The organism is Lachnoclostridium sp. An76, from assembly GCF_002161355.1.
Lineage (GTDB): Bacteria > Bacillota > Clostridia > Lachnospirales > Lachnospiraceae > Mediterraneibacter > Mediterraneibacter caccavium.
In genome coordinates, this window is record NZ_NFHL01000001.1 from 474,329 (window position 1) to 494,710 (window position 20,382).

Genomic DNA, 20,382 nt, shown 5'->3' on the forward strand with positions numbered 1-20,382 from the left:
CTGTTTTCGGACGTTTTGCCAACAGGACGGCTCCCCCACAAATCCAGATTTCCTATCCCAAGGCCACATCCAGCACCATCATGATCACAAACCCCACTGCCACCCCCACGGTGCTGATATTGGAATGCTCGCCTGTCTGTGCTTCCGGGATCAGTTCTTCTACCACAACATAGATCATCGCCCCTGCCGCGAATGACAGCAGATACGGGAGCAGCGGCACGACAAGCCCGGTCAGCAGGATCGTAATAAGCGCGGCGATCGGCTCCACGATCCCGGACAGAGCGCCGTACACAAACGACCGCTTCTTTGACAATCCCTGGCTTTTAAGTGGCATGGAAATAATCGCTCCCTCAGGGAAGTTCTGGATCGCGATCCCAATGGAAAGGGCGAAAGCTCCCGCAAGGGTCATCATCGCGTTATCCGCAAGCACGCCCGCAAAAGTCACACCGACTGCCATCCCTTCCGGGATATTATGCAGGGTGACCGCAAGGACAAGCATGGTCGTTTTTTTTAAATGGGCGGGAACGCCCTCTGGTTTCTCTTCCGTATAGTGCAGGTGCGGGGTCAGTGTATCGAGGACAAGCAGGAATCCCATTCCCAGCAGGAATCCCACAGCGGGCGGAAACCATGCGGCGCCCCCCTCCTGCTCCGCCATGTCTATGGCAGGTATCAGAAGTGACCAGACGGATGCCGCCATCATCACGCCGGAAGCGAATCCAAGCAGCAGCTTTTCCAGTCGTCTGTCCATTTCCTTTTTCATAAAAAATACCATTGCCGCCCCAAGCGCTGTCCCGGCAAATGGTATCAATATCCCAAGCAAAGTATTCTGGTTCATATTGTCCCTCCGTTTCGGTATTCGAATGTGCCGATAATTTTTATCGGTATCCTATCATATGCATTCCCAAAAGAATTTGTCAACAGTTTCGCCGGCTAACAGTATCATTCTTCCCCCGTATGATCTACAGTATTTCTTATTTCCGCATACGTTATGGGCAGATTGCTCAAAAAATTTTGATTTTTTATCTATTTTTTAGTTGTTCCCTACATAAATATGGTGTATAATGGGTTTAACATTTGAGAGGTGAAAGTCTCAAACAATAATTACATAAAGGAGAGATTCGCCATGGTAAATTTAGTAACAGGTCCAAGAGGCAGTGGAAAGACACAAAAAATGATCGACCTTGCAAATGAAAAGGTCAAGACATCTAACGGAAATGTGGTATTGATCAAAAAGAGCCCGAAGGATACATACACTGTGGACTTTAACATCCGCGTGATCCGTATGGCAGATTATCCAGATATCCTTACACTCGAAGAATTCGTAGGCTTCCTTTACGGCATGGCAGCCGGCAACCATGATATCGAAGCAGTCTTTATCGACAGCGTATTAAAACAGGCAAACATCACCCTCGAAAGCCTTGCAGCTTTCCTTCAGAAATTGAACAAGATTTCCACTGAAAACAATATCGATTTCTATCTCAGCGTCAGCGCGGAGAAGAAAGATATTCCCGGTATAGATTCCCATGACTGCAATGTGATCTGCTGACCCAGGGGAAAACTTTTTTAGCACAGAACAGGCTTTTGCCTGAAAAAGGAAGCGCGGCCCGGATCGGCCCACTTCCTTTTTTCTTTCTGCCTTATATTTTTCCTTCCTGTCCTTCCGGCGCCTTACTGTTCAGATCCTTCTGAAGGCTCCCTCTCTGTCCCATTCACAGACAGGACGGTATTGCTCTTCTCGCCTTCTTTATATTCAATGGTGATTTCATCCCCCACATCATACCGGATGATATCGATGAAATCTACTACCGGTATATCAAAGATCGCATCCGAGCCTTCCACCATGATATAGTAATGGGAATTTCCATCCACAACACCCTGTGCGATCTTTGTGATCCGCGCAGTGATAGTCTCTATATCCCGGGTATCCTCCGGCGTCTCCTTGATCCCGTTTTCGTACATCAGTGTGCTGTAATTTTCCTCACACTCGCTCACCGTATCCCCGATCGCTACGATCTGGTATTTCTGCACATTTACCATGGCATATTTCTTCACCAGCCCCGCGTCATCTTTCAGGGCTATAAAATACGTGGGTTCCCCGGAAATATTAAGGAGCAGGGGGAAGGTCGCCGTATAATGGAGATTCTGCACCTGCCCTTCAGCGGACGACATCGCCGATGCCTCCGTTGCCCCTTCAACCTCATAGAACCGCGTCTCCATGGTCCGCTGGTTCATGAGCACAAATCCCACATTGGACTGGTCGCCTGTGATCGATGTAACTCCCGTATAGACCCACACATCGTCATTGATCGCAAGGTAATTATATCCGTCCGTTGTGTGCAGGCAGTCCTTCTGGCCGAGCACACTGTTGAAAAACCCGTGCTTCAGTGTCCCGTAATAATCATACAGCTGGACGAGGAGATCCGCGGAATACGCGCGGTCGATCCACTGGGGCGCATCTTCGATCGCATAATCCTGAGTCTCGCCGGTAATGGCATTGCACAGCACTACGCGCCCGATCGTCTCTCCGCCGAAGAGGCCGATGTTAAACTTCTTCACCGGGCAGATCCAGTACGGTATGCCCTCCTCATCCACCTCAAAACTGAGATCATTAAAAATATACGTCGGATATTTAAATCGCAGATGACGGTAGATATTTCTGTTAAAATGGTCGCTCGTCGTATATTTCATCCCTTCATCCAGCTTTACAAGCTCTGTGTCCTGTGTCGCCATATCGATCTTAATATACGCCGGGATCCCCTCTCCCTGGTTCGTAAACCATTTGATCAGGCTCGCATATTTCAGCGGGGACACCCTGACCGGGCGGTCCTGGTAATTGATCTGCGAATACAGGCTGTCCACCTCGAACTGCGACACCATATCCACCATGCTCCCCATCTTCCTGTCACCCAAAAGCTCTGCGGAATCTTTGTCGAGAAGAGGGATCTGGTCAAAGGACAGCTCTTCGATATCCGTTGTGAACTCTCTTGTCTCTACGGTCATCAACTGCTGGTACTTTTTCGCATTTACGATCGGCGATGACAAAAGCGCCCCCACGAGATATACGATCACGATAAGGGCAACCACACCGAGTATCACTTTCAGCCCCTTTGACTCTTTCAGCTCATACCTGTTCAGGTTTTTCTTTTTGATAAAGATCAGTGCGGCCAGGATGCCCAGTACGAACAGGAACACCCAGAATTCCGTCGAATGGATGTTGACCGGCGGAAGGGCCGCATAGTAATAGATCCCAAGCGCCGCAATGACCAGAAGGATGAGCAGCAGTTTTGTTCTGATTTTTTTCATTTTCTTTCCTTTCCTCCGCGCACTCCAAAGGCGCGGACTTTCAGGGCAGCTCCGTCAGTATCCGGGCATCCCTGATCCATAAATAATACGGCAATTATAGCATCTTTATCCATGGAGCACAAGGAGCAGCATCGCCGGCGGTGGGAACAGATATCGGCCACAGACACCGGCATCATCACTGTCCACAGAGCCCCCATATCTTTCTCATATGTGCAGCGCCTGAAACGACCCGGGAGAAAACGCTATCTGCGTTTTCTCCCGGGCCGTCCCTTTATCCTTTTCTTTTGATCTGATCCTTATTCTTCCGATGCCCTTGCAGCGATCTCTTTCTCCTGTACATCCGACGGAGCCTGCTCATATCTTGCGAACTGATATTCATAAGTCCCGCGTCCGCCTGTCATGGAGCGGAGCACTGTGCAGTAGCCGAACAGTCCTGTCATCGGGATATCCGCCTCGATCACCTGCTTGCCGCCCGCTACCGGAGTCATGCCGAGCACTCTTCCGCGCCTCTTGTTCAGGTCGCCCATCACATCGCCGGTGTAATCATCCGGCACTGTCACCTTGATGGAAGCGATCGGCTCGAGCAGGACGGGCGAAGCCTCCATGAATCCTTTCTTAAACGCCTGGCTTGTAGCAGTCTTGAACGCCATCTCCGAAGAGTCTACCGGATGGTAGGATCCATCGTAGAGGATCGCTTTCACTCCGACTACCGGGTATCCGGCGAGAGGTCCTTTCACCACGGATTCCTGGAGTCCCTTTTCCACTGCCGGGAAATAGTTCTTCGGAACAGCACCGCCAACTACGCACTCCTCAAAAATATACGGCGTGTCCAGATCATGGGAAGGCTCAAATTTCATCTTGACATGTCCGTACTGTCCGTGGCCGCCCGTCTGTTTCTTATATTTCATATCCACATCCGAGTTCTTGCGGATCGTTTCGCGGAAAGCAACTTTCGGAGTTTCCAGAACGATCTCTACTTTGTACCTTGCCGCCAGCTTGCTCGCCGCGATCTCAAGATGCTGGTCTCCCATGCCGTAGAGCAGTGTCTGACGGTTCTCGCTGTCATTAACCGACTTGAGCGTCACATCCTCTGCGGTCATCCTTGCAAGAGCCTGGGAGACTTTGTCCTCATCCCCTTTATTCTTTACGCGGTATCTCATGTATGTATAAGGCACGGAGTAATCCGTCTTTGCATAGGATACCGGGGTTGCCTTCGTGGAGAGCGTATCCCCTGTCCTTGTATTTGCGAGCTTCGCGATGGCTCCGATATCCCCGGCAAACAGTTCGGATACTTCTGACGGCTTATTCCCGCACATCGTATACAGCTTGCCCGGCTTCTCCTCTGCCTCTGTATCCGCATTGTAAAGGATGTCATCCCCTTTGAGCACTCCGGAGCACACCTTTACAAAGGAATATTTTCCGATAAACGGATCCACCATGGTCTTGAACACGTACGCTGTCTTCGCCTTTGCGAAATCATAGTTAGCCTCAAAGATCTCATTCGTCCTGCGGTTGATGCCCGCGCATGTCCTCTTGTCCGGGCTCGGGAAGAACCTTACGATGTCGGACAGGAGATTCGCAACGCCCTGGGCCTGCACGTTGGATCCCATTGCCACAGGGACGATATCCCCGTCCATCACTTCCGTGCGCATTGCGGCCCGGATCTCTTCGATAGAGAATTCCTCGCCGTTGAAATATCTCTCCATAAATTCTTCGCTCGTCTCAGCGACAGCTTCCATCAGGGAATCCCTGAGGATCTGGAGGTTCGGCTTACAGTAATCCGGGATCTCGCACTCTTCCCTCTGGCCGATGCCTGTGTACCTGCGGCCCGCATTTTTAATGACATTGATATACCCGACCAGTTTTTCATTCTCGCGGATCGGCTGGAAATGCGGCGCGATCTTCTTGCCGTATTTCGCTGTCAGGTCTTCTACTACCTGGCGGAAGCTGGCATCGTCCACATCCATTTCTGTCACATAGATCATTCTCGGGAGATTATACTTATCGCACAGCTCCCATGCCTTCTCCGTGCCGACCTGAACGCCAGCCTTGCCGGATACGACGATGACCGCAGCGTCAGCCGCGCTGACCGCTTCTTCCACCTCGCCTACAAAGTCAAAGTATCCCGGCGTATCAAGGATATTGATCTTCGCTTTTTCCCACTCGATGGGGATCAGGCTTGTGCTGATGGAAAATCCGCGTTTCTGCTCCTCTTTATCAAAATCACTGACTGTGTTGGACTCTGTGACTTTTCCCATACGGTTCGTGGCGCCCGATACATAAAGCATTGCCTCGACAAGACTTGTCTTTCCGCTCCCGCCATGTCCGAGCAATACCACGTTCCTGATTTCGTCCGTTCTGTAAACCTTCATGCTGCTGCCTCCTTGATATGTAGTTATTATGCATACGCTTAAATCTTTCCCGCATGCACGCCATGGATATATTGTACTAAAATCTTTTGGAAATTACAACTATTTTATGTATTTTTCACATATAACTTGCATTTTGACAGGCAGATGGCCCTTTCCATCGCCCGGGGTGCGCCGGAAGGCGTTTCTTCCGTTTACTTTTATGATGCAACGTGCTAAAATGGCTCTATTACAGGAAACGGAAAGGATGACATATATGGCAGCAACAAAAGCAGGGTTTATCGGGCTGGGGCTCATCGGAGGCTCCATCGCCAAAGCGATCCGGAAATACTATCCGGGCTGCGAACTGATCGCATTTGACAAAAGCAGGGAGAGCCTTGCCCTTGCCGTACAGGAGGGGACCATAGACACCGCATGCTCGTCTATTGACGACAATTTCAAAGGATGCAGCTACATTTTCCTGTGCGCCCCTGTCTCCTGCAATACTGCTTATCTCTCCCAACTTAAAGAGCTGGTCGGAAAGGACTGCATATTGACAGACGTGGGGAGCGTCAAGACTTCCATCCATGAAGAGATCATCTCACTCGGCATGGAGGAATGTTTCATCGGCGGGCACCCTATGGCGGGGTCAGAAAAAAGCGGTTTCGCGAACTCCAAAGCGCACCTGATCGAGAACGCTTACTATATCCTGACTCCTTCTGCAAAAGTACCGGAAGAAAAAGTAGAGGGATACCGGCAATTCGTCTCCTCTCTGAAGGCGATCCCCATTGTCCTTGACTATAAGGAACACGATCTGATAACCGGGACGATCAGCCATCTCCCGCATATCATTGCCGCTTCCCTGGTGAATTTTGTGCACGACACGGACACAGAAGACGGCCTGATGAAAGCACTTGCGGCAGGAGGCTTTAAAGACATCACGAGGATCGCGTCCTCCTCTCCTGTCATGTGGCAGCAGATCTGCCTGAAAAACAGCCGGAATATCTCACATATCCTTGCAGGTTACATTCATGCCCTTGAACGCGCGAGACAGGCAGTGGATCTCGGAGACGAAGGCGCTCTGTACTCGATGTTCGAATCTTCCAGGGACTACCGGGACTCCATGCCCAACAGCTCCGCCGGCCCGATCAAGAAGCAGTTCGCCATCTACTGCGACATTATCGACGAGGCGGGAGGGATTGCTACGATCGCCACGATCCTTGCCAGCAACAATATCAATATCAAAAATATCGGTATCATACACAACAGGGAATTTGAAGAAGGTGTGCTGCGGATCGAATTTTACGAAGAGGACGCCTCGGCAAAAGCTGCCGCGCTTCTCCAGAAATACCGCTATGTGGTATATGAGACCTGATCAGGCCAGATACCGAAACCGGATTTTACCAGAAATTTAAGATAAATTACAGAAAGAGGATTTAAATATGGAATTATGCAGCATTACCGGGCTGAAAGGAAGAGTCGCTGTCCCGGGAGACAAATCGATTTCACACAGATGTATCATGTTCGGCTCTATCGCAGACGGCATAACAGAAGTCCGCAATTTTCTTGAAGGCGCGGACTGTCTCGCCACGATCCGGTGCTTCCGCTCGCTTGGGATCGAGATCGAAGAAAAGGACGCCTCTGTCATCGTACACGGAAAAGGCCTTCACGGGCTTTCCGCCCCTGACAGCATCCTGGATGCAGGCAACAGCGGCACAACGACCCGCCTCCTCTCCGGCATCCTTGCCGGCCAGCCCTTTGAGTCCAGGCTTTCCGGCGATGAATCCCTCAACTCCCGCCCCATGAAGCGCATCATAGATCCACTCACCCGGATGGGAGCCCATATATCGAGCATCCCCGGGAACGGCTGCGCTCCCTTACGCATCACGCCTTCCAGTCTCCACGGCATCCACTATGACTCACCTGTGGCATCCGCGCAGGTTAAGTCATGCATCCTTCTCGCGGGACTGTACGCGGACGGGGAAACCTCTGTCACAGAGCCATCCCTCTCCCGCAACCATACTGAGCTGATGCTCCGGGAATTCGGCGCGGATATCCGCACGACCCATGCGCTGGACAGCACAAAAGCCACAGCTTCCATACGCCCCTGCAGCGGACTGTACGGCCAGAAGATCACAGTGCCCGGGGATATTTCCTCCGCCGCTTATTTCATCGCGGCAGGCCTCATCGTCCCGGACTCTGAGATCCTGATCGAAAATGTTGGGATCAATCCGACCCGCGCCGGGATCCTGAAAGTGTGTGAAGATATGGGCGGCAATATCACGCTCCTCAACGAACGTACAGAAGGCGGCGAAAAGATCGCAGACATCCTTGTGGAAACGAGTTCCCTGCACGGCATCACCATCGAAGGGGATATCATCCCGGCCCTGATAGACGAAATACCTGTGATCGCAGTCATGGCTGCTGTCGCAGAAGGAACGACCGTCATAAAAGACGCCGCAGAGCTTAAAGTAAAAGAAACTGACCGCATCGAAACTGTCACGGACAATTTAAAGGCAATGGGATGCAATGTCACCCCCACCGCTGACGGAATGATCATCACCGGCGGAAAGCTCAGAGGAGCTTCCATCCACACCCTCCTGGACCACCGCATCGCAATGGCATTCAGCATCGCAGCTCTGGTCGCTGAGGGAACCACAAAAATACTGGACAGCAAATGTGTGGATGTATCATATCCCACATTCTATGACACCTTCGAACAATTATTGTAAATCTGTATTTGTGGGGGAGCCTGCCAATGGCTGAACGTCCGAAAACCGTCGGTTTGATGCAGGACGTTTTCGCGGCGGGCGGGGATATGGCGCATCAAAGGGGCCGGTTTTCTGCGCGCATCCGATCGGAAGGTCCCCGCAGGCAAATGCAGGATTTCAAAAGGTGGGTGAGGTGACTGCGGAGGGGCTTGAAAAAACTTGAAATCCGGGACTATGCGTTGAGATCAGCAGGGGGCTTGTCTGAGGCAACGCCGAGTTGCGCCCTGCTGATCCCTGTCTTTAGCATAGTCCCGGATTTCTTAGTTTTTGCTGCCACGGAGCCCCGGCAGATCCAGATTTAAAAGATGATCGATCAGCCGGTACCCTTCTTCCAGCATCTTTCCGCTCTCCCGGCCTGTTTTCTCACTGTACACACTGCATCCTTCCTGCGCCTTTGTGCTGTCATACAGCAGGTACGGCACCGGGTCTGATGTATGGGTGCGCACCCTCACCGGAGTCGGGTGATCCGGAAGGATCAGCATCCTGAAATCAACCCCTGCTCCGCGGAGCGCATCCGCCACAGGGCCGATCACCTGATCGTCAATATATTCTATGGCTTTGATCTTATCTTCCGCGCTTCCCTGGTGCCCCATCTCATCCGGGGCTTCGATATGTACATAGACAAAATCATAGCCGTCCTCAGTCAGGGCTTTCACCGCTGCCCGGGCTTTTCCCGCATAATTCGTATGGAGCCCGCCGTTTGCGCCTTCCACGATGATATTGTGCATCCCGGAGCCTGCCGCGATCCCTTTCAGCAGATCCACCGCTGAGATCATGGCGCCTTTCACCCCGGTTTTCTCCTCAAAGGAAGGCAGTGCAGGGCGCGTGCCTGCTCCCCAGAACCAGGCGGAGTTGGCGGGATTTTTCCCTTCCGCGCGCCGCTTTACATTGACGGGATGGTCTTTCAGGATCTCATAGCTCCTGACCATCATCTCCCGGAGCACAGGATCTTCGGGCAGATATTCCCCGATCCGTTTCGTCAGGATATCATGGGGCGGCGTCAGGTCTGTTACTTTCCCATCTTTCTGGATGAGAAGGTGCCGGTAACTGGTCCCCACGTAAAAAGTATAGCCCTCTCTTCCGAGCCCCTCCCTGAGCGCTTCCACAAGGGCAGCCGCCTCTTCTGTCGGGATCTCTCCGGAGCTGTGGTCCAGGATCACTCTGTCCTCATACCAGTCTTCCTCTTCGGAAAGAGTGACAAGATTGCACCGGAAGGACACGTCATTCTCCCCCATTTCCGCCCCGATGCTCAGGGCTTCCAGAGGAGAACGGCCGGAATAATATTTCCTCGGGTCATAGCCGATCACCGACAGGTTTGCCGTATCGCTCCCGGGAGCCATGCCTTCCGGGACAGTGCGGACCATCCCGATCTCCGAATCCGCTGCCAGGCGGTCCATGTTCACTGTCCGCGCCGCTTCCAGCGGGGTGCGTCCATCCAGTTCTTCCAGCGGTTCGTCCGCCATTCCGTCACATAAGATCACAATATATTTCATGTTCAGTCCAGCCTCTTTCCTTACTCTTCAATGCGGATCATATGCAGGATCCCTTCTGCCTGAGCTGCCTTTCCGGCATACTCGCCCTCTGTCATCACTCCGGTCACAAAGCCGAACTCGCCTTCCACGCCGTCCACTGTCAGGATCTTAACCTCGCCGAACAGTTTCTCAACCTCGTCTCTGCGCGCCTCTGCGTCACCTGACATGCGCACAAAGAACTTCCTGCTTGTATCCCCGACCGGCTGGAGCTCCAGCTTCTCGCTCTTCCACATGGTCATGATATTTCTGTGGAGATGCTTCGCCGCATCCACCACATCCGCTACGACCGCGCTGGCCGTGGGCAGCTTGCCTGCCCCGCTTCCGTAGAACATCGCGTCGCCCAGTACATTTCCGTTGACGAAAACTGCATTGAACACATCGTCCACACTGTAAAGCGGGTGTCCCTTTTTCAGGAGAGCCGGAGCTACAATGGCTGAGAGACAGCTTCCGCAGCGCTTACTGGACGCCAGCAGCTTGATCGTCATGCCCATCTTCTTTGCATAAAGCATATCTTCTTTTGCGATCTTTGTGATGCCTTCTGTATAGATATCCTCAAAGTCCACCTGCTGTCCCGAGATCAGGGATGAGAGGATGGCGATCTTGCGGCATGCGTCGTAGCCTTCTACATCCGCCTCCGGGTTGCGCTCTGCGTACCCGTTGTCCTGCGCCTCCTTCAGGACCTCGTCATAGTCAGCGCCCTCATAGAACATCTTGCTGAGCATATAGTTGGTCGTCCCGTTCAGGATCCCTGTGATCTCCTCGATCCGGTCAGCTGTCAGGCTGGAATTGAGGGCACGGATGATCGGGATACCGCCTCCGACACTGGCCTCAAAAAGGAAGTTCAGTTCTCTTTCCCTTGCAATGGAGAGCAGCTCAGCCCCGTGCTTCGCGACAAGAGCCTTGTTGGATGTGGCAACGCTTTTCCCCGCTTCCAGGCAGCGCTTTACAAAAGTATAGGCAGGCTCGATCCCTCCCATAACTTCCACTACGATCTTAATCTCCGGGTCATTGATGATCACATCGATGTCATGGACGATCTTCTCCTGGATCGGGTCTCCCGGGAAATCTCTGATGTCGAGCACATATTTGATATTGATCTCATCTCCTGCCCTCTGGTTGATGATATCACCGTTGGTTTTGATGACCTCGACCACTCCTGACCCTACTGTACCATATCCCATTACTGCTATATTTACCATTGCTCTCTTTTCCTTTCTGTACTTTCTTTATAGTAGCCGAAACAGGCTCCCGGGTCACTGCTCGGGCGCCTGCTGTGTATTTGCGCTCAGATATGCGTTGATGAACGGATCGATATTTCCATCCATCACTCCGTTCACATTGCTGACTTCCGCATTCGTCCTGTGGTCTTTCACCAGCGTGTACGGCTGCATCACATAGGAACGGATCTGGTTTCCAAAGTTGATATCCCGCACCTCACCGCGGATGTCGGACATTTTCTCCGCCTGCTCCTGCTGCTTCATAAGATACAGCTTGGATCTGAGCATCTGCATTGCCTTATCCTTGTTCATATGCTGGGAGCGCTCATTCTGGCACTGCACCACGATCCCCGTCGGGAGATGGGTGATGCGGACCGCGGACGAAGTCTTATTGATATGCTGCCCGCCGGCGCCGCTGGAGCGGTACGTGTCGATCTTCAGATCGTCGTCATTGATCTCGATGTCGATATCCTCCTCGATATCCGGGATCACATCACAGGACGCAAACGATGTCTGGCGCTTGCCCGCCGCGTTGAACGGGGAGATACGCACAAGCCGGTGCACCCCTTTCTCCGAGCGGAGATACCCGTAGGCATTCTCCCCTTTCACTTCAAAGGTCACACCTTTGATCCCTGCCACATCCCCTTCCAGGTAGTCCAGGACTTCCACATCGTATCCTTTTTTCTCAGCCCAGCGGGTGTACATGCGGTACAGCATGCCCGCCCAGTCGCAGGATTCCGTGCCGCCCGCCCCTGCGTGGAGCGTCACGATCGCATTGTCGCGGTCATAGGGTCCCGTAAGGAGTGTACTGATCCGAAGCTCTTCGAATTTTTCTTCAAATCCGTTGAGTTCCTCTTCGATCTCCTGCACGGTTTCCTCGTCCGGCTCCTCCTCGCTCATCTCGATGAGCAGGAGCATATCCTCATAGTCTGAATACAGTTTCTCGATCTCTTTTACCGAGTCCTGCAGGCCTTTCAGTTCCTTCATGACCTGCTGGGAGACTTCCGGGTCATCCCAGAATCCCGGCTCCTCCAGACGCTTCTGGAGCTCTTCTACTCTTAACTTCTTTGACGCCAGGTCAAAGTGAATCCCTCAGATCTTTCAGCGGTTCTTCATAGGCTGTCAGTCTTGACTTTAATTCATCTAATAAAACCACCTTATTCACCTCTTTCATATTTTTTCTGTCAATATGCCTTACCCCCTGCACGGGCAAGGCATGAACTGCTGCTTACGCCTTGCCTGCACCAAGGGGCTTGCGGCCGCAGCACTGTTTGTATTTCTTTCCGCTTCCGCACGGGCACGGATCGTTCGGATAGATCTTCTTTTCCTCGCGTTTCTTCGGAGCGCGCACAGACGTGTCGTCCTTGTTCGTTCCGGTCACCTTGGCGACTTCCTCTCTCTCTACCTTCTGCTCAACACGGATATTGAACAGGGTGCGGATCGTGGTCTCTGCGATCATGTTCGTCATCTCACCGAACATATTGTATCCTGTCATCTTGTATTCCACAAGCGGATCTCTCTGCCCGTATGCCTGGAGACCGATCCCCTGGCGGAGCTGGTCCATATCGTCAATGTGGTCCATCCATCTCGCATCAATGACTTTCAGAAGGACGACACGCTCGATCTCACGGATCTGCTCTGCCTCCGGGAATTCCCCTTCCTTCGCCTCATATGCCTTCACAGCGCGCTCTTTTAAGAGATGTTTCAGCTCTTTCTGGCGCATCCCCTGGCACTCTTTTGCAGACGGGAGTTCCATCATGGGGATCACATTGTGGAGATTCACATCCAGACCTTTGATATCCCACTCTTCCGGATCCGCCTCTGGCGAAGCGAAACGGTCCGTGACATTTTCCACATACTCTGTGATCATATTGTAGATCGTATCGCGCATGCTCTCGCCGTCAAGCACACGGCGTCTCTCGCCGTAGATGATCTCTCTCTGCTCGTTCATGACCTGGTCATACTCAAGCAGATTCTTACGGATGCCGAAGTTGTTGATCTCCAGCTTCTTCTGCGCTGTCTCAATGGCATTGGAAAGCATTTTGTGCTCGATCTGCTCGCCGTCTTTTACGCCCAGGGCATTGAAAACTCCCATGAGGCGCTCGGAGCCGAACAGCCGGAGCAGGTCATCCTCCAGTGAGATGTAGAACCTGGACTCTCCGGGATCTCCCTGACGTCCGGAACGTCCTCTTAACTGGTTATCGATACGCCTTGACTCGTGGCGCTCTGTACCGATGATCTTCAGACCGCCTGCTGCCCTTGCATCGTCGTCCAGCTTGATATCCGTACCACGTCCTGCCATGTTGGTGGCAATGGTGACCGCGCCGTGGAGTCCGGCGTCAGCGACGATCGCAGCCTCCTGCTCGTGGTATTTGGCATTCAGCACGTTATGTTTGATGCCTTCCTTTTTGAGCATGCTGCTGAGGAGCTCTGACACTTCGATCGTGATCGTGCCGACCAGGACAGGCTGTCCTGTGGCATGCGCCCTCTTTACTTCCTCGATGACTGCTTTGTATTTTTCTTTTTTCGTCTTGTAGACCGCGTCTTCCAGGTCCACTCTCTGTACCGGGACATTGGTCGGGATCTCGACAACGTCCATGCCGTAGATGTCGCGGAACTCTTTTTCCTCGGTAAGGGCAGTACCAGTCATGCCGCTCTTCTTCTCAAATTTATTGAACAGGTTCTGGAATGTGATCGTTGCCAGGGTCTTGCTCTCCCTGCGCACCTGCACATGCTCCTTCGCCTCGATCGCCTGATGGAGACCGTCGGAATAACGGCGTCCCGGCATGATACGTCCTGTAAACTCATCGACGATCATGACCTCACCCTCAGGTGTGACCACATAGTCCTGATCTTTGAACATCAGGTTGTGTGCCCTCAGGGCAAGGATGATATTGTGCTGGATCTCCAGGTTCTCCGGGTCTGCGAGATTATCGATATGGAAGAACTGCTCGACCTTTCTCACTCCGTCTTCCGTCAGGTTGATCGCCTTTTCCTTCTCATTTACAATGAAATCTCCTGTCTCCTCAATGTCCTCGCCCATGATGGCGTTCATCTTGGAGAATTCGCCGCTCGCCTCGCCTCTCTCAAGCTGGCGGGCAAGGATATCGCAGGCTTCATAGAGCTTCGTAGATTTCCCGCTCTGCCCGGAAATGATCAGAGGCGTCCTCGCCTCATCGATCAATACAGAATCCACCTCATCGATGATGGCAAAGTGAAGCCCTCTCTGCACGAGCTGTTCTTTGTAGATGACCATGTTGTCACGCAGATAGTCGAATCCCAGCTCATTGTTGGTCACATAAGTAATATCGCAGGCATAAGCCTCACGGCGCTCTTTATTGTCCATGCCGTTTAAGACCACGCCCACGGTCAGCCCGAGGAATTCATGCACCTTTCCCATCCACTCAGCGTCACGCTTCGCCAGATAATCATTGACAGTAACGATATTTACGCCCTTTCCTTCCAGTGCGTTCAGGTAAGCCGGGAGCGTAGACACGAGTGTCTTTCCTTCTCCAGTCTTCATCTCCGCGATACGCCCCTGGTGAAGGATGATACCGCCGATGATCTGTACTCTGTAATGACGCATGCCCAGGCTCCGGAATGCAGCCTCGCGCACGACAGCGTACGCTTCCGGGAGAATGTCATCCAGTGTCTCCCCCTCTGCCAGACGCTGCTTGAACTCTCTTGTCTTTCCTCTGAGTTCTTCATCTGACAGCGCTTTCATCTCCGGCTCCATCGCCTCGATCCTGTCAACGATCGGATAGATCCTCTTCAGTTCGTTCTGGCTGTGGGTCCCAAAAATCTTCTCTATAATGCCCATATTCCGCAATTAACTCCTTGTATAAATCTAGCGCCGGAGCGAAATGCCGGCGCCGCTCTGTTCTCCATTCTAACACTAACCGATGGGTAATTCAACCAATTCATAAATCGTTAACAAAATCAGCGCAGCAGTTCAGCCGTCAGACTGTGCAGTTTCCCGAATGATACAGCTGAACTGTCTGTTCCAGGTCAACAGGAACCATATCTTCTCACCATGTCATACGGGATATCCCCTCCGAACAGGTCCAGTGCGCTTCCGATGGTAAAATCCAGCCTGCCGCCGCTCAGCTCCCGGAACCGTTCCAGATCTTCCGTCCTGCCGATCCCGCCTGCATAGGTCACAGGCACGCCGTCCCATTCCCCCAGCATATGTACGAGCTCTTCCTCCATCCCGGCACGCCTGCCTTCCACATCCACCCCGTGGATCAGGAACTCATCACAGTACCCCGACAGCTCTGTAAGGGTCTGGAAGTCAAGGCATTCTTCCGTAAATTTCTGCCAGCGGTCTGTCACGATATAATAAGCCCCGTCTCTTTTCCTGCAGCTTAAGTCAAGGACAATGTGCTCCCTGCCGGCCTCGGAGACGAGCTTTTCCATGTTTTCCCGGCAGAAGCTCCCGTCCCGGAAGACATAAGATGTAACGATCACATGGCTCGCGCCAGACTCCAGGTATCCTGCCGCATTTTCCGCCGTGATCCCTCCGCCGATCTGCATCCCCCCGGGATAGGCGGCCAGCGCTGAGAGTGCCTGCTGCCTGGTGGCCTCATAATACCCGGACCCCGCATGGTTCAGCATGATGATATGCCCGCCTTTCAGCCCGTCTTTCCGGTACATCCGGGCATAATGGTCTGCTCCCAGCTCCGACGAAAAATTCGTGCTGGCACTGTCCCCCTCGTCCCGCAGGCTTCCCCCGACGATCTGTTTTACTTTTCCGTTATGTATGTCAATACATGGCCTGAACCTCATGGTCCGCGATCTCCTTTTCCCTTTTTCTATCCTGCAATGCCTGTCCGGCGCCGCATCCCCTGACATGCCCGCTGCCGCTGGATCGCGGGGACCCCCGCGCCGCGGCAGCTGCCTGTCCTCTCCCGGGACGTCCGCCGTTCCGGAAGGGCTTCCTGTTCTTTCCTTTATTTTTCCATTACCGCATATCCTGCATGTCTTCCCGGGCCCCATTGTCATCCGTCAGCTCGTCCGCCGCCTTGTCCACGCCGTCCGTAACGTCATCCGTCACATCATCCACGCCGTCTGTCACATCATGTACAGCGTCATCCAGGATACCGTCTCCCTCAGTAGCATCATTCATTGTCCGGTCATCTGTATCCGCATTGTCCCTGTTGTCATCATCCATGCCGCTGTCTGTCTTATCCTTATCTGCGGCAGTATCATCCGCCGCGGACTGGTCCGCCCCATTGTCAGCATCGTCCCTGCTGCTGCACGCAGCACTTCCGAGCAGCACAAAAGCACAGGTCATGAGCACAAGAAGTTTTTTCATTTTCTTCATAAGATTGTCTCCCTTTCCATAAATATTGTTGTAACTCTACTATCTGCACTTTTTCAATATTTATGCACAGGGAGATTTTTATTTTGCTTTTTTCCGCAGTTTTTCCATGGCGCGCGCCTCGATCTGGCGCACGCGCTCCCGGGTCACTCCCAGCATCTCGCCGATCTCTTCCAGGGTGTGTGTCCTGCTGTCTTCCAGCCCGTATCTCAGCCGGATCACCTGGCTCTCTCTGTCGCTGAGCGTCTCGAGCAGCTCCTTTACTTCTTCCTTGCGCACAAGGATATCCATCGCTTCCTCGGGCGTTGCCTCTGACCGGTCTTCCACCAGGTCTCCCAGGCTGTCCTCCCCGTCCTCGCCGACAGGGGTCTCCAGTGATACCGGGTTCTGCAGATAAGTCAGGATATTTTTTACATCCTCCTCTGTGCGGTCTCCCATCTTTTCCGCAATCTCTTTCGGAGTGGCGTCCCTTCCAAGCTCCTGCTGCAGCTCTTTGGATACCTTCTGCACTTTTTTCATATTTTCCGCCACATGGACCGGCACGCGGATCTCCCTGGACTGCTGGTCGATCGCGCGCTGCATTGCCTCTTTGATCCACCATGCCGCGTAAGTGGAGAACCGGTTTTCCTTTGTATGGTCATACTTCTCCGCTGCGCGCATCAGCCCCATATTTCCTTCCTGGATCAGGTCCATGAGCTGGACGCCCCGACCGGTATAGTGCTTTGCAAGGGAGACGACGAGACGGAGATTCCCCTCCTCGAGCCTCCGGCGCGCCGACACATCGCCGGCTGCAATTCTTTTCCCAAGCTCTTTTTCTTCCTCTTCTGAGAGGAGCGGGATCTGCCCGATCTCCCGCAGATAGATCTTAAGCGGTTCTGATATAGTTTCTTCTGTTGATAACTGCTGTTCTTTTTCCATTTCTGCCTCGCTTTTCTATATCTTCTCTGTGATCTCGCCGTTTCTGTATGCCGTCAGGAGACGCTCCAGGTCCCGGATCTGTTCCTTCATCTCCCTTCCCGCATCGGTATCGCCCACCAGACATCGGTCTCTCACTCTGGTGACTACCATTGTCTCGGAGTGGATATCGATCTCTTTTTTGATCGCGGCTTCCGTAGATTCAAAAGGCTCCAGCGCTACCAGACGGATCCCGTAGGAATTGTAGATGAGCGTATATCCTGCGATCCCTGTCTGTTTCTGATATGCCTTTGAAAATCCCCCGTCAATGACCAGCACTTTGCCGCCGCATTTGATCGGGCTCTCCCCATCCTTCCGCCTGACCGGCACGTGCCCGTTCACGATATGCGAGTTCCCGGGATCCAGGCCGAACTCCCTCATGATACGGTCAATGACCTCTTCATTCTCGATCAGGTCGTAATACGGGTTTTTCTTTTCCAAATGAGTTTCCGGCTCCGCGAGGAAATACCTCTCAAAAGTCGCCATCCTGTTCTTTCCGAACAGCGGGGAATCCGGGTGGAGCCAGATATACCACATGATGTCTTTCCCGTCCTGGCGCTCTTTCTCATCCAGGGCGAAAAACCCTTTTCTGACATAAGCGTCCAGAACGTCATACAGTTCTTTTCCCCTGTACTTCTTCCCGTACACTTCGACTTCTTTCAGCTCGCCGTCCTCTGTCAGGGGCACGCACCCGTGGTACAGAAGATTGTCATTATATACCTTATATAATCCGCCTTTTGCCAGAAGGAACCTCATATGCTGCTGGAGCTTCCCGCAGTTCTCGAACGCCCGCTCCAGCCGGTCCATGATCTCTTCCTCTTCCGCGCTGAGCGCGTAGGGATCCGCAGGATCAACCGTGGGGAAATTCGTGTCGAGCAGCTGATATTCTTTCCCGTTCAGGGTAATCGTCCCCTTCTCATAATCGATCCTGTGCAGGAGTGCCCTTTCCTCGAGATGGAAAGATTTCTGCCGGCGGATGATCTGCCCTTCCAGCTTAAACTGGATAATGGAGATCGCCTTGTGGATCCTCAGGTTCATCTGCATCTCTTCAGAATCCGGCCTGTCAGGCGCCTTCAGCCTAAAGCAGGTACACGGGTCGTCCTTATATACACGCATGGCAAATGCCGCCAGCGGGAGCAGATTGATCCCGTAACCGTCTTCCAGAATGTCCAGGTTTCCGTACCGCGCGCAGATGCGCACCACATTGGCGATACATCCTCTCTGCCCGGCAGCCGCGCCCATCCATGCCACATCATGATTCCCCCACTGGATATCCACAGAATGGTAATCCACCAGTTTATCCATGATGATATGCGGCCCCGGCCCGCGGTCATAGATATCGCCCACGATATGCAGGTGGTCTACCACAAGTCTCTGGATCAGCTCCGAGATCGCGCAGATAAATTCTTCCGCCCTGCCGATCCTGATGATCGTGGAAATGATCTCATTATAATAGGATTCTTTGTCGCTGACCTCTGCCTTCTCCGTGATCAGTTCCTCGATCACATAGGCAAAATCCTTCGGCAGCGCTTTTCTGACCTTTGACCTGGTATATTTGCTCGCCGCCCGCTTGCTCACCTCGATGAGCAGATACAGATGGACCCGGTACCAGTCCTCCATATTCGGCTCTTCCTGCCGGATCAGGTCCATCTTCGCCTTCGGATAATAGATCAGCGTGGCAAGGGACCGCTTGTCCCTGTCGCTCATGCGGTTCCCGAACACATCCTCGATCTTCCGCCGCACGGATCCTGAGCCATTCTTCAGCACATGGGAAAACGCCTCATACTCCCCATGGACGTCCGTGAGGAAATTCTCAGTCCCTTTCGGAAGGTTCAGGATGGACTGCAGGTTGATGATCTCCGTGGAAGCGGCCGCGATAGTCGGATACAGGTCTGACAGCCGTTCCAGGTATCTGGTCTCTAAATCTTTCATACTCTTCCTCCGATGCAGATCAGCCTTCTCTGTTTCATTCCAGCTTTTACAGGCCGATCACATCTCCCATATCATACATCCCGGCTTCTTTGCCCGCCAGGAATTTACCAGCCTCAACAGCTCCTTTCGCAAACACGCCTCTGGAATAAGCCGTGTGCTTAAACTCGATCACCTCGTCCGTTCCGGCAAAGATCACCTCATGCTCACCCACGATCGTCCCGCCGCGCACGGCACTGATGCCGATCTCCTTCTTCTCTCTCTTCTGGCGCACCTGGCTCCTGTCATACACATAATGATACTCATTTCCAAGCGCTTCATTCACAGAATCCGCCAGCGCCAGAGCCGTTCCGCTGGGCGCGTCCAGCTTCTGGTTGTGGTGGCGCTCCACCAGCTCGATGTCATACCCCGACGGCGCCAGCACCTTTGCCGCGTCTTTTAACAGTTTCAGGAACAGGTTGATCCCAAGGGACATGTTGGCGGATTTCAGGACCGCGATCTTCTCTGACGCCTCAGCCACTTTCTTAAGCTGCTCCTCCGAAAGCCCCGTCGTGCAGAGTACCAGCGGAAGCCCCTTTTCCGTACAGTAGTCCAAAAGCCCGTCCACTGCCTTTGCCGTGGAAAAATCGATCACAACATCCACGTCCACATCACATTTCTCAATGGAGTCAAATACCGGGTAATCATTCGGCGCCTCTGTATATGTATCCACTCCGGCAGCGATCACCGCATTGTCGTCCCCTCTGACGATCTCCGTGATCATCCTTCCCATCTTACCGTTGCATCCATGCATCATCATCTTTATCATAGCATCCATCCTCCTGGTCTCTTGATCGTCATCCGGGCATCCGTCCGGCGCCCCGCGCGCCGTCCGCTGCCGCGGACCATATAAAAAGGATATCACATTTGAGACTCCATCTCAACATATGATATCCTTTTAACAAACACACTGATAACCGGTCAGCCGCGGTCAGCACATCAGCAAGGTCTTCTGAACTGTGCGGCCGA

At 52.9% G+C, this 20,382-nt stretch carries 15 protein-coding genes; 3 read left to right on the forward strand and 12 right to left on the reverse strand.

What is annotated here, in order from left to right; genetic code table 11:
• Positions 1–52: 52 nt before the first annotated feature.
• Positions 53–835, reverse strand: coding sequence for a ZIP family metal transporter (locus tag B5G27_RS02185; protein ID WP_087177341.1), 783 nt, complete (start codon positions 833–835; stop codon positions 53–55).
• Positions 836–1,123: 288 nt separating this feature from the next.
• Between B5G27_RS02185 and B5G27_RS02190 the strand changes: the two genes are divergently transcribed.
• Positions 1,124–1,546 carry a hypothetical protein gene (locus B5G27_RS02190; RefSeq protein WP_087177342.1) on the forward strand — a complete coding sequence of 141 codons (423 nt, stop codon included), beginning with the start codon at positions 1,124–1,126 and terminating at the stop codon, positions 1,544–1,546.
• A 122-nt stretch (positions 1,547–1,668) separates the two neighbouring features.
• Here B5G27_RS02190 and B5G27_RS02195 read toward each other — a convergent pair whose 3' ends face one another.
• Both B5G27_RS02195 and B5G27_RS02205 read right to left on the reverse strand, forming a co-directional pair.
• Positions 1,669–3,303 carry a hypothetical protein gene (locus B5G27_RS02195; protein WP_087177343.1) on the reverse strand — a complete coding sequence of 545 codons (1,635 nt, stop codon included), beginning with the start codon at positions 3,301–3,303 and terminating at the stop codon, positions 1,669–1,671.
• Positions 3,304–3,599: 296 nt separating this feature from the next.
• Entirely contained in the window at positions 3,600–5,675 is a 2,076-nt protein-coding gene (locus tag B5G27_RS02205) for an elongation factor G (RefSeq protein WP_087177345.1), read from the reverse strand.
• Between the two features lie 253 nt (positions 5,676–5,928).
• Between B5G27_RS02205 and B5G27_RS02210 the strand changes: the two genes are divergently transcribed.
• Positions 5,929–7,026: a prephenate dehydrogenase gene (locus tag B5G27_RS02210; RefSeq protein ID WP_087177724.1), complete on the forward strand. Its 1,098-nt coding sequence runs from the start codon at positions 5,929–5,931 to the stop codon at positions 7,024–7,026.
• Between the two features lie 67 nt (positions 7,027–7,093).
• Entirely contained in the window at positions 7,094–8,383 is a 1,290-nt protein-coding gene (gene aroA, locus B5G27_RS02215) for a 3-phosphoshikimate 1-carboxyvinyltransferase (RefSeq protein WP_087177346.1), read from the forward strand.
• A gap of 299 nt (positions 8,384–8,682) precedes the next feature.
• Here aroA and B5G27_RS02220 read toward each other — a convergent pair whose 3' ends face one another.
• The 9 genes from B5G27_RS02220 to dapB all read right to left on the reverse strand — a co-directional run bounded on the left by B5G27_RS02220 (position 8,683) and on the right by dapB (position 20,182).
• On the reverse strand, positions 8,683–9,915 hold the full coding sequence (locus tag B5G27_RS02220; protein ID WP_087177347.1) for a cofactor-independent phosphoglycerate mutase: 1,233 nt from the start codon (positions 9,913–9,915) through the stop codon (positions 8,683–8,685).
• Between the two features lie 20 nt (positions 9,916–9,935).
• Positions 9,936–11,153, reverse strand: coding sequence for a homoserine dehydrogenase (locus B5G27_RS02225; protein ID WP_087177348.1), 1,218 nt, complete (start codon positions 11,151–11,153; stop codon positions 9,936–9,938).
• 54 nt (positions 11,154–11,207) lie between these two features.
• Positions 11,208–12,327, reverse strand: a protein-coding gene (gene prfB, locus B5G27_RS02230) for a peptide chain release factor 2 (protein WP_143449629.1) whose coding sequence is annotated in 2 segments (ribosomal slippage) — positions 11,208–12,251 and positions 12,253–12,327 — 1,119 coding nt in all. Because the reading frame shifts where the segments join, the coding sequence is not laid out codon by codon here.
• 72 nt (positions 12,328–12,399) lie between these two features.
• Entirely contained in the window at positions 12,400–14,991 is a 2,592-nt protein-coding gene (secA, locus tag B5G27_RS02235) for a preprotein translocase subunit SecA (RefSeq protein WP_087177350.1), read from the reverse strand.
• A gap of 188 nt (positions 14,992–15,179) precedes the next feature.
• Positions 15,180–15,956: a phosphoribosylformimino-5-aminoimidazole carboxamide ribotide isomerase gene (gene hisA / locus B5G27_RS02240; protein ID WP_087177725.1), complete on the reverse strand. Its 777-nt coding sequence runs from the start codon at positions 15,954–15,956 to the stop codon at positions 15,180–15,182.
• A 175-nt stretch (positions 15,957–16,131) separates the two neighbouring features.
• Entirely contained in the window at positions 16,132–16,494 is a 363-nt protein-coding gene (locus B5G27_RS02245) for a hypothetical protein (protein ID WP_087177351.1), read from the reverse strand.
• Between the two features lie 78 nt (positions 16,495–16,572).
• Positions 16,573–17,409, reverse strand: coding sequence for a sigma-70 family RNA polymerase sigma factor (locus tag B5G27_RS02250; protein WP_087177352.1), 837 nt, complete (start codon positions 17,407–17,409; stop codon positions 16,573–16,575).
• A 15-nt stretch (positions 17,410–17,424) separates the two neighbouring features.
• Positions 17,425–19,377 carry a fructose-1,6-bisphosphatase gene (locus tag B5G27_RS02255; RefSeq protein WP_087177353.1) on the reverse strand — a complete coding sequence of 651 codons (1,953 nt, stop codon included), beginning with the start codon at positions 19,375–19,377 and terminating at the stop codon, positions 17,425–17,427.
• A 46-nt stretch (positions 19,378–19,423) separates the two neighbouring features.
• A complete protein-coding gene (gene dapB / locus B5G27_RS02260; RefSeq protein WP_087177354.1) occupies positions 19,424–20,182 on the reverse strand; it encodes a 4-hydroxy-tetrahydrodipicolinate reductase in 759 nt (252 codons plus the stop codon).
• Positions 20,183–20,382 lie beyond the last annotated feature (200 nt).

Bases quoted from the DNA above. Each gene is read 5' to 3' on its own strand.
- B5G27_RS02220 (WP_087177347.1), bottom strand. From the start codon at position 9,915: ATGAAATATATTGTGATCTTATGTGACGGAATGGCGGACGAACCGCTG.
- hisA (WP_087177725.1), bottom strand. From the start codon at position 15,956: ATGAGGTTCAGGCCATGTATTGACATACATAACGGAAAAGTAAAACAG.
- B5G27_RS02255 (WP_087177353.1), bottom strand. From the start codon at position 19,377: ATGAAAGATTTAGAGACCAGATACCTGGAACGGCTGTCAGACCTGTAT.
- dapB (WP_087177354.1), bottom strand. From the start codon at position 20,182: ATGATAAAGATGATGATGCATGGATGCAACGGTAAGATGGGAAGGATG.
- aroA (WP_087177346.1), top strand. From the start codon at position 7,094: ATGGAATTATGCAGCATTACCGGGCTGAAAGGAAGAGTCGCTGTCCCG.
- B5G27_RS02250 (WP_087177352.1), bottom strand. From the start codon at position 17,409: ATGGAAAAAGAACAGCAGTTATCAACAGAAGAAACTATATCAGAACCG.
- secA (WP_087177350.1), bottom strand. From the start codon at position 14,991: ATGGGCATTATAGAGAAGATTTTTGGGACCCACAGCCAGAACGAACTG.
- B5G27_RS02210 (WP_087177724.1), top strand. From the start codon at position 5,929: ATGGCAGCAACAAAAGCAGGGTTTATCGGGCTGGGGCTCATCGGAGGC.
- B5G27_RS02225 (WP_087177348.1), bottom strand. From the start codon at position 11,153: ATGGTAAATATAGCAGTAATGGGATATGGTACAGTAGGGTCAGGAGTG.
- B5G27_RS02190 (WP_087177342.1), top strand. From the start codon at position 1,124: ATGGTAAATTTAGTAACAGGTCCAAGAGGCAGTGGAAAGACACAAAAA.
- B5G27_RS02205 (WP_087177345.1), bottom strand. From the start codon at position 5,675: ATGAAGGTTTACAGAACGGACGAAATCAGGAACGTGGTATTGCTCGGA.
- B5G27_RS02195 (WP_087177343.1), bottom strand. From the start codon at position 3,303: ATGAAAAAAATCAGAACAAAACTGCTGCTCATCCTTCTGGTCATTGCG.
- B5G27_RS02245 (WP_087177351.1), bottom strand. From the start codon at position 16,494: ATGAAGAAAATGAAAAAACTTCTTGTGCTCATGACCTGTGCTTTTGTG.
- B5G27_RS02185 (WP_087177341.1), bottom strand. From the start codon at position 835: ATGAACCAGAATACTTTGCTTGGGATATTGATACCATTTGCCGGGACA.